The organism is Mycobacterium sp. TKK-01-0059 (genome assembly GCF_000709305.1).
GTDB classification, from domain to species: Bacteria; Actinomycetota; Actinomycetes; order Mycobacteriales; family Mycobacteriaceae; genus Mycobacterium; species Mycobacterium intracellulare.
In genome coordinates this window covers 2,332,097-2,346,092 of the sequence record NZ_KL446993.1, presented here as the reverse complement: position 1 = coordinate 2,346,092, position 13,996 = coordinate 2,332,097, and the positions used below count along the sequence as shown (strand labels likewise).

General features: G+C 69.3%; 16 protein-coding genes. 4 read left to right on the top strand and 12 right to left on the bottom strand.

The genetic code is table 11. The features are described from left to right. Window positions 1-37: 37 nt before the first annotated feature. The 11 genes from K883_RS11340 to ftsH form a co-directional block, all read right to left on the bottom strand. A complete protein-coding gene (locus K883_RS11340; RefSeq protein WP_020821482.1) occupies window positions 38-853 on the bottom strand; it encodes a type III pantothenate kinase in 816 nt (271 codons plus the stop codon). Between the two features lie 2 nt (window positions 854-855). After that, window positions 856-1,275 carry an aspartate 1-decarboxylase gene (gene panD / locus K883_RS11335; protein WP_008263496.1) on the bottom strand — a complete coding sequence of 140 codons (420 nt, stop codon included), beginning with the start codon at window positions 1,273-1,275 and terminating at the stop codon, window positions 856-858. After that, entirely contained in the window at window positions 1,275-2,213 is a 939-nt protein-coding gene (panC, locus tag K883_RS11330; RefSeq protein ID WP_020821481.1) for a pantoate--beta-alanine ligase, read from the bottom strand. The genes panD and panC overlap by 1 nt, the downstream gene beginning before the upstream one ends. Further along, complete coding sequence (locus tag K883_RS11325) at window positions 2,210-3,121, bottom strand: Rossmann-like and DUF2520 domain-containing protein (RefSeq protein ID WP_014378985.1); 912 nt, start codon at window positions 3,119-3,121, stop codon at window positions 2,210-2,212. Before K883_RS11325 ends, panC begins: the two co-directional genes overlap by 4 nt. A gap of 114 nt (window positions 3,122-3,235) precedes the next feature. Next, entirely contained in the window at window positions 3,236-4,660 is a 1,425-nt protein-coding gene (locus tag K883_RS11320) for a DUF6779 domain-containing protein (RefSeq protein WP_020821480.1), read from the bottom strand. Window positions 4,661-4,746: 86 nt separating this feature from the next. Continuing rightward, window positions 4,747-5,223, bottom strand: a complete 477-nt coding sequence (locus tag K883_RS11315) for a DUF3180 domain-containing protein (RefSeq protein WP_020821479.1) — start codon at window positions 5,221-5,223, stop codon at window positions 4,747-4,749. After that, window positions 5,223-5,741 (bottom strand): 2-amino-4-hydroxy-6-hydroxymethyldihydropteridine diphosphokinase, encoded by a 519-nt coding sequence (folK, locus tag K883_RS11310; RefSeq protein ID WP_020188684.1) that lies wholly within the window; start codon window positions 5,739-5,741, stop codon window positions 5,223-5,225. The genes K883_RS11315 and folK overlap by 1 nt, the downstream gene beginning before the upstream one ends. A 64-nt stretch (window positions 5,742-5,805) precedes the next feature. Beyond that, on the bottom strand, window positions 5,806-6,195 hold the full coding sequence (gene folB, locus K883_RS11305; protein WP_020821477.1) for a dihydroneopterin aldolase: 390 nt from the start codon (window positions 6,193-6,195) through the stop codon (window positions 5,806-5,808). Beyond that, entirely contained in the window at window positions 6,188-7,039 is an 852-nt protein-coding gene (gene folP / locus K883_RS11300) for a dihydropteroate synthase (RefSeq protein ID WP_085976422.1), read from the bottom strand. Before folP ends, folB begins: the two co-directional genes overlap by 8 nt. Further along, the gene (gene folE, locus K883_RS11295) at window positions 7,036-7,638 is read right to left on the bottom strand and encodes a GTP cyclohydrolase I FolE (RefSeq protein ID WP_014378981.1); all 603 of its coding nucleotides are present in this window, start codon (window positions 7,636-7,638) and stop codon (window positions 7,036-7,038) included. Before folE ends, folP begins: the two co-directional genes overlap by 4 nt. Window positions 7,639-7,654: 16 nt before the next feature. After that, window positions 7,655-10,087 carry an ATP-dependent zinc metalloprotease FtsH gene (gene ftsH, locus K883_RS11290; RefSeq protein WP_008263469.1) on the bottom strand — a complete coding sequence of 811 codons (2,433 nt, stop codon included), beginning with the start codon at window positions 10,085-10,087 and terminating at the stop codon, window positions 7,655-7,657. Window positions 10,088-10,157: 70 nt separating this feature from the next. On the opposite strand from ftsH, the gene K883_RS27895 reads away from it, so the two are divergent. Beyond that, window positions 10,158-10,313, top strand: coding sequence for a hypothetical protein (locus K883_RS27895; protein WP_165576442.1), 156 nt, complete (start codon window positions 10,158-10,160; stop codon window positions 10,311-10,313). A gap of 27 nt (window positions 10,314-10,340) precedes the next feature. Here K883_RS27895 and K883_RS11280 read toward each other — a convergent pair whose 3' ends face one another. Continuing rightward, entirely contained in the window at window positions 10,341-10,754 is a 414-nt protein-coding gene (locus K883_RS11280; RefSeq protein ID WP_036454483.1) for a VOC family protein, read from the bottom strand. A 51-nt stretch (window positions 10,755-10,805) separates the two neighbouring features. Here K883_RS11280 and K883_RS11275 point away from each other — a divergent pair, with 51 nt between their 5' ends. From K883_RS11275 to K883_RS11265, 3 genes are read left to right on the top strand one after another with little or no spacing between them, the layout of a single operon-like run. Beyond that, a complete protein-coding gene (locus tag K883_RS11275; RefSeq protein WP_231504872.1) occupies window positions 10,806-11,786 on the top strand; it encodes an alpha/beta fold hydrolase in 981 nt (326 codons plus the stop codon). Continuing rightward, a complete protein-coding gene (locus tag K883_RS11270) occupies window positions 11,783-12,970 on the top strand; it encodes an LLM class flavin-dependent oxidoreductase (protein WP_008263461.1) in 1,188 nt (395 codons plus the stop codon). The genes K883_RS11275 and K883_RS11270 overlap by 4 nt, the downstream gene beginning before the upstream one ends. Next, window positions 12,970-13,983, top strand: coding sequence for a zinc-binding dehydrogenase (locus K883_RS11265; RefSeq protein ID WP_009957412.1), 1,014 nt, complete (start codon window positions 12,970-12,972; stop codon window positions 13,981-13,983). Before K883_RS11270 ends, K883_RS11265 begins: the two co-directional genes overlap by 1 nt. The last annotated feature ends 13 nt before the right edge of the window (window positions 13,984-13,996 follow it).

Here is a 13,996-nt window from a genome sequence, read left to right as displayed (position 1 = left end):
AAATCAACTCTCGTGGCACCTTTGACCGGCGGGCGCCCTAGCGGGCGGTCTTCAGCCGGCCGCGCTGGGCGTCGCGGTTGCGTTCGAAGACCAGCCGCAGGCCGTGCAGGGTCAGGTGCTGTTCGTAGTGGCTGACGGTCTGCAGCTCGGGCAGCAGCAGGGGCGCGGTGTGTCCGGTGGCCACGACGGCGACGTCGTCACCGGCAAAGCCGTCCACGTCCTCACGGATGCGTCCGACCAGGCCGTCGACCAGCCCGGCGAACCCGAACACCGCCCCGGCCTGCATGCACTCGACCGTGTTCTTGCCGATCACCGAACGGGGCCGGGTCAGCTCGACGCGGCGCAGCGCGGCCGAGCGGGCCGCCGCGGCATCGGAGGAAACCTGCAGCCCGGGCGCGATCGCGCCGCCGAGGAATTCGCCCTTGGCCGACACGACGTCCACGCAGATCGAGGACCCGAAGTCGATGACGATGGCGGCCTGACCGAACTTGTGAAAGGCCGCCAGGCAGTTGACGATTCGGTCGGCACCCACCTCTTTGGGGTTGTCCACCAGCAGCGGGATGCCGGTGCGCACCCCGGGCTCGATCAGCACGTGGGGCACCGACGGCCAGTACTGGTCGAGCATGAGCCGCACCTCGTGCAGCACCGAGGGGACGGTCGACAGCGCGGCGGCGCCGGTGAGCCGCTCGGAGTCGTCGCCGATCAATCCGTCGATGGTCAGCGCCAATTCGTCCGCGGTGATCTCCGATTCGGTGCGAATCCGCCACTGCTGCACGACGTTTGCGTGCTCCTTGGCGCCCGATATGAGCCCGACGACGGTGTGGGTATTACGGACGTCGATCGCCAGCAGCACGGCTACCGCGCAACGATCCGGGGATCCAGCAGCTCGGCCGCGTCTTCGGGCACGAACGCCGGGTCGTGGCCGAGGTCGACCGGTTTGTTGTCGGCGTCGACGAAGACGATCCGCGGCCGATACGCCCGGGCCTCCGCCTCCTCCATGGTCCCGTACGCGATCAGGATCACCAGGTCGCCCGGGTGGACGAGATGCGCCGCGGCACCGTTGATCCCGATCACGCCGCTGCCGCGTTCGCCGGTGATGGCGTAGGTGACGAGGCGGGCGCCGTTGTCGATGTCGACGATGGTCACCTGTTCGCCTTCGAGCAGGTCCGCCGCGTCCATCAGATCGGCGTCGATGGTCACCGAGCCCACGTAGTGCAGGTCGGCCTGCGTGACGGTGGCCCGGTGGATCTTCGACCGCAGCATCGTCCGTAGCATCAATTCCTCCAAGGTGATTGGGCGTATTCGTGATTGCCGTCCGGCCCTGAGGTGCCGGCGGGTGTTTCGATCTGCATTTCGATGTTGTCCAGCAGCCTGGTGGTGCCCAGCCGGGCGGCGACCAGCAGCCGGGCCGAACCGTGGGCGGGCGCCGGCCCGAGCCCGGCGTCGCGCAGCTCGAGGTAGTCGACCGTGAGCGCGGGGACGGCGTCGAGCACCGCGCGCGCCGCGTCCAGCGCGGCCGCGCCGCCGTGGTGCGCGGCGTGGGCGCCGGCGGTCAGCGCGGCCGAAAGCGTCACCGCCAGTTCGCGTTGCGTGGGATCGAGGTAGCGGTTGCGCGACGACATCGCCAGGCCGTCGGATTCCCGGACGGTCGGCACCTCGACGACCTGGGCGTCGATGTTGAGGTCGGCGACCATCTGGCGGATCATCACCAGCTGCTGATAGTCCTTCTCGCCGAAGAAGATCCGGTCCGGACGCACGATCTGCAGCAGCTTGCACACGACGGTGAGCACGCCCGCGAAATGGGTGGGCCGGTGGCGGCCCTCGAGTTCGGCGGCCAGCGGTCCGGGCTGCACCGTGGTGCGCAGCCCGTCGGGATACATCGCGGCGGCCGTTGGGGCGAAGACGATTTCGACGCCTTCTTCGCGCAGCAGCGCGAGGTCGTCGTCCATGGTCCGGGGATAGGCGTCGAGATCCTCACCGGCGCCGAATTGCAGGGGGTTGACGAAGATCGAGACCACGACCACCGAGCCGGGCACCCGCTTGGCCGCCCGCACCAACGCCAGATGGCCGTCGTGCAGCGCGCCCATGGTGGGCACCAGCATCACCCGGCGGCCGGTGTGGCGCAGGGCGCGGCTGACGTCGGTGACGTCACGCGGGTTCGGGTACAGGTTGAGTTCGCCCGCCTTGAAGGCCGGGGGTTTTGCTCGGGTCATGGCGCCAGCACCTCCACGACGTCCTGGGGGGCGTGCGCGCGCTGGGCGGTTCGCAGGGCGTTCACCCGATACGCCTGCGCCAGTTCGGGTCCGACCCCGGCCAGGGCCGCCAGATGCCCGGCGACCGCGGCGGCGTCGCCACGCGCGACCGGACCGGTGAGCGCGGCCTGCCCGCGTTGCAGGGTGTTCTCCAGCGCCGCCCGGGCCAGCGGGCCGACGATGCGTTCGGCGATGCCGCCCGGCTGGTCGTCGACGGACTGTTGGCCGAGCAGCTCGCTGCCCCGCAGCGCGGCGCGCAGCGCCTCCAGAGCGTCGGCGAGCACGGTCACGATGTGATTGCCCGCGTGGGCCAGCGCCGCGTGGTAGAGGACGCGGGCGTCCTCGGCGACGCAGAACGGCTCCCCGCCCATCTCCAGGACGAGCGATTGACCGATCGCGTACCCGACCTCGTCGGCCGCCGTGATGCCGAAGCAGGTGTCCGGCAGCCTGCTGATGTCCTCGTCGGAGCCGGTGAACGTCATGGCCGGGTGGATCGCCAGCGGGATGCAGCCCTGCTCGGCCAGCGGCGCCAGGACGCTCACCCCGTTGGCGCCGGACGTGTGGACCACGATGGTCCCGGGCCGCACGGCCGACGTCGCGGCCAGCCCGGATACCAGGCCCGCGAGTTCGCTGTCGGGAACCGCGAGCAACAACAGCTCGGCGCCGGCGGCGACGTCGGGCGGCGTCGCCACCGGGGTGTCGGGCAGGCGGCGCTGCGCCCGCTGCCGCGACGCGTGGGAGATGGCGCTGCACGCCACCACGACGTGGTCCGCGCGCTCCAGCGCGACACCGAGCGCGGTGCCCACCCGGCCGGCGGAGATGATTCCCACCTTGAGCCTGGCCGGGCGCAGACCGTCGAACTGCACCATCGCAGACGACCTCACAGATTTCTTGTTCGTTCCGGTCCCACCAGGTGGGTACCGTTCGGTCACCAAGACTCTAGTCGATCACCAGGCGTTTCCCAATGTGAGGAAGCTCCCAGCTCATCCTTCGCGGCGGCGACGCCGGCCGCCCTCGGAGGGCTGCACCTGCAGGCGGGCCAGCAGGTCGGCCACCGACTGGCCGCCCGTGGCGGTGGTCTCTCCGGCGGCGCCGGCGTCCTCGCGCTGGGGATCACCGCCGTGCCGGGGCGTGTGCTCCGGTGCCGGGGGCGGCGCCAGCCGCGGCGGCGGGGGCGCGCCGGCGGGCGGGCCCTGCTGCACCGGGGGCTCGGGCGGCGGGGGCGGCGCCGGGGCCGGTGGCTCGGTGCCGGGGGCGAAATTGCGCACACCGTAGTCGCGGTACTCCGCCGAGTGGCGTGACCGGGCCCGGCGGCCGGACTCGGCGTAGGGCGGTTGGGGCAGGGGCTCGACGGGCAGGCCGTCCCAGGCTTCGTCTCGGTATTCGTCCCGGGCTTCGTCTCGGGGTTCGTCTCGGGACTCGTCGGGGCCCGAATGCCGTGCGCGCCGGCGCCCGCCCGCCGGTTCCCCGGGGGCGTCGGCGCCGGTCCAGTTGCTGCCCGGTGTCCCGGGTGGCAACCACTGGCCTTCCGCGGCCGTCGGCTGCCAGTCCTGGCGGTGCCGCTCTGCCCGGGGCGCAGGCTGTGGTTCGGGCTCCGGCGGGGCCTGCGGTTCGGGTTCGGGTTGCGGTGGCGGTTGCTGGCGGGGTTCGAACCGGGGCTCCGGCGGCGGTGGGGCGTAGGCCGGCTCCGGCGCCGGATACGCGGGTTCTTGGGGCGGTTCGTACTGGTAGCGGGGCCGTTCCCGACGGGGTGGCGGCGGTTGACGGGGCGGCAGCAGGGGTTCTTCGGGGACGTCGATGATGGCCGTCTCGTCGGCGCGGCCGCGCGGGTTGTCCTGGGGCACCGACGTGACCCGATCGCTGGGCACCCAATCGACGGGGTTGTCGCGAGGGGTCTCGCCGTTGCGATCCCACTCGCTGTAGGCGCGCTCCGGTTGCGGCTCGCTCTCGACGGTCCCGAGGGCGGGGCGGTGCGCGAGGTCGGTGTCGAACAGGATTTCCAGGCTGGTCCGCAAGGCGCTCAGCTCGGCGCGCAGCTCGGCCAGATCGTCGGCGGCCTGAGCGCGCAGCTCGGAGGCCAGCTCGCGACGCAGCTGGGACTCCACGGTCAGTTCGTATTCGCGTCGGGCCGAGATCTCCCGGTCGAGCTGGAGGTCGTAGACCAGCTTGAGGTCGCGGACGCGGGCCTGATCGGCGTCGCTTTGGCGGCGATAGAGCACGGAAACGAAGGCGCCGGCGACTGCGGCCCACAGCGCCAGGATTACAGCGAGCTTGAGGAGTTCCACCCGATTGGTGAAAACCAATGCGGAACTGGCACCTATCGCGAGGACCAGCAACGCGGTCAAGAGCACCCACCCCGGCCTGCGGCCGCCGCGCCGCACCCGGGCGCCGCGGGACAGAACGGTCATGGCCTGACTGTACCTGCGCGAGGTCAATCCGCGTGTCGCCCTACTCCGGCGATTCTCACCTGGGTTGATCCGCCGATCGATCGGCGCTAGGTTTCGGCGCCCTCGCCGTGCTCGGTCGGGTCGTACGGGGACTTGCAGCAATGTTGCAGCCACAGCGCGGCGACCACCAATGCCAGCGCGCTGATGGCCGCCACCACCGTCCCGGTGGTGTCCTCGGCGGCGGCCCGCAGCCAGGACCGGCGCGGCAGGAAGTACACCAGCAGTCCCACCCACCAGCCCAGCATCAACGCCCCCACCCAGGCCGAGGCCTTGGCGACCATCAGGCTGCGTGCCACCGCAAGCGGATGCAACCTGCCCCGACCGGGGCCGATTTCGCCGTCGGCGATCTTGGCGCGCACGTAGCGCGCCCACAGCGCCTCGCCGATGGCCACCGCCAGCAACGACAGGCCGGTCAACACCGTGATCGGGGGAAACCACCGGTACAGGCCGTTGACCAGCAGGTAACCCAGCACGGCGGCGCCGACCACCGCGGCCGTCAGGTCACGCTTGCGGGTGGGCCCCATCAGGTTGTGAGCTCGAGCGTCAGGTCGGAGCGCCGTACGGCGGCACGGTCGGCGGGCTCCAGTTCGGCCAGCAACTGCGCGACGGGACGCGGCCCTTCGGCGACCGTCAGCCGAGCGTCCGGGTCGACGGCCAGCCAGGGGATCAGCACGAAGGCCCGCAAATGGGCCAGCGGATGCGGCAGCGTCAGGTTGTTCTCCCGGGAGGTCACCTCGGTTTGCCCGTAACAGGCGATCAGGTCGACGTCGAGGGTGCGCGGCCCCCAGCGCTCGCCGCGGACCCTGCCCGCCGCGCGCTCGAACTCCTGCGCCCGGGCCAGCCAGCCCTGCCCGTCGCAGGCCGGGTCGTCGGCGATCAGCACCGCGTTGAGGAACGGCGCCTGATCGACCCGGCCCCACGGGTCGGTCTCGTACACCGGTGACACGGCGAGCACCGTGTCCCCCAGCCCGTCGACGACCGACTGCAACCGCGCCAGCCGGTCTCCCAGGTTGGACCCGATGGACAACACCACTCTGGTCATCGACGCCACTTTCCGATGCCGGCTCCGCACAGGACCGAGCCGGCATCATCGTCGTCAACACGCGTCATAACGGCACCACCGAACCCCGGCCACCGCGCCGGGACCGCCGCACCACCACCGAGACGTCGGCGAACTGCTGCGGGATCGGGGCCTGCGGCTTGTGCACCACCACCTCGACGGCGTGCACGCGTTCGTCGTCCATCACCTCATCGGCGATCTGGGCGGCGACGGTCTCGATCAGGTTTCGCGCGGGTCCCGCCACGACGTCGGCCGCCAGCCGGGCCAGCGCGCCGTAGTCGTAGGTGTCGGTCAGGTCGTCGGTGGCGGCGGCCGACGCCAGGTCGATCCACACGGTGACGTCGACGACGAAGTCCTGCCCGTTCGCGCGTTCGTGGTCGAAAACCCCGTGTTGCCCACGAACCTTCAACCCGCGCAACTCGATTCGATCAGCCATCGTGTTCAGCCAGCCCTGTGTGCGTCTCGTCGTTCCACGCCGCCACGACCTTGAGCGCATCGACCGTGGCACGCACATCGTGCACCCGCACGCCCCAGGCCCCGTGCAGCGCGGCGAGCGCTGAAATCACCGCGGTCGCCGTCTCACGCCCGTCGGGCGGCCGCGGCGAGCCGTCGGGCCCGGCCAGCAACGTACCGAGGAACCGTTTGCGCGACGCGCCCAGCAGCACCGGGATCCCGGTGGCGACCAATCGCGGCAGCGCATGCAGCAGCGCCCAATTGTGTTGGCCCGTCTTGGCGAATCCCAGACCCGGATCGATCATCAACTGAGCGGGATCGACACCGGCGGACACCGCGGCGTCGACACTGGCAAGCAACTCGGCGCGCACCTCGGCGACCACGTCACGATAGTCCGGGGCCGCGTGCGGACGCTGCGCCGACACGGAGCGCCAATGCATCAGCACCCAAGGCACTTTCGCCTCGGCCAGCAGCGGCGCCATGGCGGGATCGGCCCGGCCGCCGGACACGTCGTTGACGATCCGCGCGCCGCTGCACAGCGCCGCCCGCGCGACGTCGGCGTGCATGGTATCGATGCTCACCGTAATGCCTTGCGAGGAAAGCTCTTTGACGACGGGGACGACCCGGGAGGCCTCGACACGGGCGTCGACGCGCGTGGCACCGGGACGGGTGGATTCTCCCCCGACGTCGACGATGTCGGCGCCGTCGGCGGCCAGCGCCAATCCGTGTGCCACGGCTTTGTCGGGGTCGAGATAGCGGCCGCCGTCGGAGAACGAATCGTCAGTGACGTTCAGAACTCCCATTACCTGCACAGGCGCCAGGCTCACTTCCGCAGGATGAGGTCGAGCGCCTCGGCTCGAGAAGCGGCGTTCGTTTTGAATATTCCGCGCACCGCCGAGGTGGTGGTCGTCGCTCCGGGCTTGCGGACACCGCGCATCGCCATGCACAGGTGCTCGGCCTCGACCACGACGATCACCCCGCGCGGATTGAGCTTTTTCACCAGGGCGTCGGCGATTTGGCTGGTGAGCCGTTCCTGCACCTGGGGCCGCTTGGCGTACAGATCGACCAGTCGCGCGATCTTCGAAAGGCCGGTGACCCTGCCGTCGTTGCCCGGGATGTAGCCGACGTGGGCCACCCCGTGGAACGACACCAGGTGGTGTTCGCAGGTGGAGTACAGCGGGATTTCCTTGACCAGCACCAGCTCGTCGTGATCCTCGTCGAACATGGTGTTCAACACGCTGTCCGGATCGGTGTAGAGCCCGGCGAACATCTCCCGGTAGGCGCGGGCGACGCGGGCCGGGGTTTCCCGCAGGCCGTGCCGGTCCGGGTCTTCGCCGATCGCGCACAGCAACTCGCGGACCGCGGCCTCGGCACGGTCCTGGTCGAAGACCCGCATCTTGGACATCGCGGTGTCCGGCAGTGCCATCGAATCCTCCGTTTGCTCAGCCGTGGGCCGGCGGATTGGACCGGCTCACGTCGTCATCCTGCCGGTCGGGCGAGCCACCCTCCTGGGCGGGCTGTCCCGGTGGGGGATACGGCGGGTACGGCGGGTACGAAGGCTGCGCCTGGCCCTGCTGGCCGGAACGACCCTGCCCGCCCGGATAGCCCTGCTGGTGGCCGGCGTGGCCCTGCTGACCGGGATAGGGCTGCGGGCCCGGATAACTGGGCGCCGGTTGCTGCCAATAGGGCTGCTGCGGCGGCTGTGCCGGCGGATGCCAATAGTTCGGCTGCTGCTGCGGTTGCTGCGCTTGCGGCGGCCATCCCGGCGCGCGCCAGCCGGCCGGCGCGCCGTAGTCCGGCTGGGTGGGCCCGTGCGGCGCGCCCTTACCGCTGCCCTGGCCGCCATGAGAACCGTTGCCGCCGTTGGCGTTTCGGTCCGCCTCCAGCCGTGCCGCTTCGCTGGCCCGCGCGATGGCCGCCTTGAACGCCGGCTCGGGGGTGGGCGGCGGCCACGGCTCGCCACGCTCGATGGCCAGCTCGCCGGGGGTCTTGATGGGCGGCTTGTCCGACGGGATGCGGCCACCGAAATCGTCGAACATGGTGAGCCGCGGGCGCTTTTCGACGCCCGAGAAGATGCTTTCCAGTTCGGCCCGGTGCAGGGTTTCCTTTTCCAGCAGCTCCCCGGCGAGGGTGTCGAGGATGTCGCGGTATTCGGTGAGGATTTCCCACGCCTCGGTGTGCGCGGCCTCGATCAGCTTGCGGATCTCGTCGTCGATGTCGCGGGCGACCTCGTGCGAATAGTCCGCCTGCGTTCCCATGGTGCGGCCCAGGAACGGGTCGCCGTGCTCCGAACCGTATTTGACCGCACCGAGTTTCGAGCTCATCCCGAATTCGGTGACCATGGCGCGCGCGATCTTGGTGGCCTGCTCGATGTCCGACACCGCGCCGGTGGTCGGCTCCCGGAAGACCAGCTCCTCCGCGGCACGCCCGCCCATGGCAAACACCAACTGCGCGATCATCTCCGAGCGGGTCCGCAGCCCCTTGTCTTCCTCCGGCACCGCCACCGCGTGCCCGCCGGTGCGGCCTCGCGCCAGGATCGTCACCTTGTAGATCGGCTCGATGTCGGGCATCGCCCAGGCCGCCAGGGTGTGGCCGCCTTCATGGTAGGCGGTGATCTTCTTTTCCTGCTCGCTGATGATGCGGCCCTTGCGGCGCGGGCCGCCGATCACGCGGTCCACCGCCTCTTCCAGGGCGGCGCTGGTGATGACGGTGCCGTTCTCCCGGGCGGTGAGCAGCGCCGCCTCGTTGATGACGTTGGCCAGGTCGGCGCCGGTCATGCCGACGGTCCGCTTGGCCAGCCCGGCGAGGTCGGCGTCCGGGCCGATCGGCTTGCCCTTGGAGTGCACCTCCAGCACCGCCTTGCGGCCCGCCAGGTCCGGGTTGGACACCGGGATCTGCCGGTCGAAGCGGCCGGGCCGCAGCAGCGCCGGGTCCAGGATGTCCGGCCGGTTGGTGGCCGCGATCAGGATGACGCCGGCCCGCGGGTCGAACCCGTCCATTTCGACCAGCAACTGGTTCAGCGTCTGCTCGCGCTCGTCGTGCCCGCCGCCCAGGCCCGCGCCGCGCTGGCGGCCCACGGCGTCGATCTCGTCGACGAAGATGATGCACGGGTTGTTCTGTTTGGCCTGGTCGAACAGGTCGCGTACCCGGGACGCGCCGACACCGACGAACATCTCGACGAAGTCCGAGCCGGAGATGGTGAAGAACGGGACGCCGGCCTCGCCCGCCACCGCGCGGGCGAGCAGCGTCTTACCGGTCCCGGGCGGACCGTAGAGCAGCACGCCCCGGGGGATCTTGGCGCCCAGCGCCTGATAGCGACCGGGGTTCTGCAGGAAGTCCTTGATCTCGTAAAGCTCCTCGACCGCCTCGTCGACGCCAGCGACGTCGGCGAACGTGGTCTTGGGCATGTCCTTGGAGAGCTGCTTGGCGCGCGACTTGCCGAACCCGAAGCCCATCCGGGCGCCGCCCTGCATGCGGGAGAACATCACGAACAGCCCCACCAGCAGCAGCAGCGGCAGGACGTAAACCAGCAGCTCGCCCAGGATGCTGCCCTGGTTGACGACGGTGCTGACCTTCGCATTCTTGGCGGTCAGCGCGTTGAAAAGGTCCACCGCATACCCGCTCGGGTATTTGGTGATGACCTTGTCGGAGTTGTCCGTGTCGCCATTGCCCTTCTTCAGGGTCAGGCGCAGCTGCTGCTCGCGATCGTCGATTTGCGCGCTTTTGACGTTGTCGCCGTTGATCTGGGACATCGCCACGGACGTGTCGACGGGCTTATAGCCGCGAGTGTCGTCGCTGAAATAGAAGAACGACCAGCCGAGCAGCACCACGACAGCAATCGCCGTGATGGTGCGAATAACGTTTTTCCGGTTCATCAATCATCGGCCTTGCCGGCCAGGTCCTTCCCCGATATACACGCAGCTGGAAAAGTCCAGGCTACCGCCTGTGGCGATCGCCAGCTCCGGCAGCGCCGGGGCGCAGCGGGTCGCCACCATCTGCTCCGCGGCGATCGCCAGCTCCGGCAGCGCCGGGGCGCAGCGGGTCGCCACCATCTGCTCCGCGGCGATCGCCAGCTCCGGCAGCGCCGGGCTGTCCAGTTAACGATTGGCAGTTCCCGGGCCGGCAGGCTCACTCGTAGTAGCGCGCCTCGACCACATTCCCGTCGGGATCGGCGAAATAGAATCCCTGCGGCGCCCAGCCCCGCGCGCCGAAGCTGTGGTTCAGCCGCGCGGTGGTGTCCACGCCCTCGGCCTGCAGGCGCGCGTCGAGCGCGTCGTATTCGGCCTTCGACAGGGCAAGGCACACGTGGTTGACCGGTTGGCCGGCGCTTCCTTCGGCCACCGCGGACGACACCGCGCCGGAAGCCATCTCGAGTGGCATCAGGTCGATGATCGAATCCTCGGACACCCGCACGCTGGGGAAAGGCGCCTCGGCGGCCTCGAACTCGGCGAATCGCACCGGTGCCAGCCCGACCACCCTCGAATAGAAGTCCATCGCCGCGCGCGGATCCTTCGTCCACAGAACTACGTGGTCCAATCGCATGCACAAATTATGCTGCGCGGGGCCAAAGAGACCCTTCTCAGTGCGCAACCGTTGTGCTTTGGTGAGACGGTGCCCCCAACCCAACGGTTAGTAGATACCAATGGTGTGCGGCTGCGGGTGACCGAAGCGGGCGACCGCGGCGCACCCGTGGTGATCCTGGCCCACGGCTTTCCCGAACTGGCCTACTCCTGGCGCCACCAGATAGACGTCCTCGCGCACGCCGGCTACCACGTGCTGGCGCCCGATCAGCGCGGCTACGGCGGTTCGGATCGCCCGGATGCCGTCGAGGCGTACGACATTCACCAGTTGACGGGAGACCTGGTCGGTCTGCTCGACGACGTCGGCGCCGAGCGTGCCGTGTGGATCGGCCACGACTGGGGCGCCGCCGTGGTGTGGAACGCCCCGCTGCTGCACCCCGACCGGGTAGCGGCCGTCGCCGCGCTCAGCGTGCCCGTGACGCCGCGCCCGCACGTGGCGCCGACGAAGGCGTGGCGAAAGATGTTCGGCGAGAACTTCTTCTACATCCTCTACTTCCAGGAGGCCGGTGTCGCCGACGCCGAATTGAACGCCGATCCCGCCCGGGTGATCCGTCGCATGATGGGCAGCCTGCGAACCGACGGCAAGGATGCGCTGGTGCGGATGGCCAGCCCCGGTCCGGAAGGTTTCGTCGAACGCCTTCCCGAACCGGACGGCCTGCCGGACTGGATAAGCCAGGACGAGCTCGACCACTACATCGCCGAATTCTCGCGGACCGGCTTCACCGGCGGGCTGAACTGGTATCGCAATTTCGACCGCAACTGGGAGACCACGCCCGAACTCGACGACGTCAAGATTTCGGTCCCGTGTCTGTTCATCGGCGGGACGGCCGATCCCGTCCTGTCGTTCACCCGTGCCGACCGCGCTGCGGAGGCGATTTCCGGGCCGTACCAACAGGTGATGATCGACGGCGCCGGGCATTGGCTGCAGCAGGAGCGCCCCGGCGAGGTGAATGCGGCCTTACTGGAATTCCTCAACGGATTGGAGCTTCGATGAGTGCGCCCCTGCGTTTCGGTGTCTTTATCACCCCATTTCACCCCGTCGGCCAATCCCCAACGGTCGCACTCGAGTACGACATGGAACGCGTCGTCGCGCTGGATCGGCTCGGGTTCGACGAAGCGTGGTTCGGCGAACACCACTCGGGCGGCTACGAGCTGATCGCCTGTCCGGAGGTATTCATCGCCGCGGCGGCCGAGCGGACCAAACACATCCGGCTGGGCACGGGAGTGGTCTCGCTGCCCTATCACCACCCGCTGATGGTCGCCGATCGGTGGGTGCTGCTGGATCACCTGACCCGCGGCCGGGTCATGTTCGGAACCGGGCCCGGCGCGCTGCCGTCGGACGCCTACATGATGGGCATCGATCCCGTCGAACAGCGACCGATGATGCAGGAATCCCTCGAGGCCATCCTGGCGCTGTTCCGGGCCGCACCCACCGAACGGATCGACCGCCACTCCGATTGGTTCACCCTGCGCGACGCGCAGTTGCACATCCGGCCCTACACCTGGCCTTACCCCGAAATATCCACGGCGGCAATGATTTCGCCGTCCGGTCCGCGGCTGGCCGGCGCGCTGGGCACCTCGCTGCTGTCGCTGTCGATGTCGGTGCCCGGCGGCTACGCGGCGCTGGAAACCACCTGGGACGTGGTGCGCGAGCAGGCCGAAAAGGCCGGACGGGACGAGCCGGACCGCGGCAACTGGCGCGTCCTGAGCATCATGCACATCGCCGACAGCCGCGAGCAGGCCATCGACGATTGCACTTACGGGCTGCAGGATTTCGCGAATTACTTCGGCGCCGCCGGGTTCGTCCCGCTGGCCAACAGCGTGGAAGGCACCCAGACGCCACACGAGTTCGTCGCGGACTACGCGGCCAAGGGGAATTGCTGCATCGGCACGCCCGAGGACGCCATCGCCCACATCGAAGACCTGCTCGACCGCTCCGGCGGCTTCGGCACCCTGCTGATGCTCGGCCATGACTGGGCATCACCCGAAGCGACGTACCGTTGCTATGACCTGATGGCGCGCAAGGTGATTCCCCACTTCAAACGTCAACTCGAAGCGTCCCGCGCATCCCACGACTGGGCCAGAGGTAAACGTGACCAGTTGATCGGCCGGGCCGGCGAGGCCGTGGTCAAGGCCATCACCGAGCACGTCGACGAACAGAAAGACGCGGTGCACTGATGCGCGCCTCGGTGTTGCGCGACGGTCGCATGGTCTACCGCGACGACGTGCCCGACCCGATCCCCGAAGCCGGGCAGGTGCTCGTCGGCGTGCGGGCATGCGGAATCTGCGGCAGCGACCTGCATTTCGCCGCCCACGGCGCCCAGGTGCTGGAAATGACCGAACGGGCGGCCGGTGGCGGCGGTGGCATGCACGTCGACCTGGACCACGACATCTTCATGGGTCACGAATTCAGCGCCGAGATACTCGAAGCGGGCCCCGACACCGAGACCCATCCACCGGGCACCCTGGTCACCTCGCTGCCGGTGCTGTTGTCCGCCAAGGGCGTCGAGCCAATTGTGTACAGCAACAGCACAATCGGCGGCTACTCCGAACGGATGCTGTTGTCCGCGCCGCTGCTGCTGCCCGTCCCCAATGGCCTAGACTTCAAACACGCAGCACTGACCGAACCCATGGCGGTGGGATTGCATGCCGTCAACAAGTCCAACGTCGCGCCCGGGGAGACGGCCCTGGTACTGGGCTGCGGCCCGATCGGGATCGCCATCGTCGCCGCCCTTCGGTCCAAGGGCGTCGAAACCATTGTGGCGGCGGACTTTTCACCGAAGCGACGGGAGCTCGCCACTGCGATGGGAGCTCACCAGACGCTGGATCCGGCGCAGGGCTCGCCCTTCGACAGTGTCAAGCCCGCGGTGGTGTTCGAGGCCGTCGGGGTGCCTGGCATCATCGACGACGTGCTGCTCCGCGCGCGGCCGGGCACTCGACTGGTGGTCGCCGGGGTGTGCATGCAACCCGACACAGTGCATCCCTTCTTCGCGATCGCCAAAGAGATCAACGTGCAGTTCGTGCTCGCCTACACCCCCGACGAGTTCGGCGACTCGTTGCGCGCGCTGGCCGACGGCGACATCGACGTCAGCCCGCTGATCACCGGCGAGGTGGGCCTGGATGCGGTCGGGGCGGCGTTCGACGACCTGGCCGACCCCGAGCGGCACTGCAAGGTTCTCGTCACGCCCTGAAACTTGTCGGGGG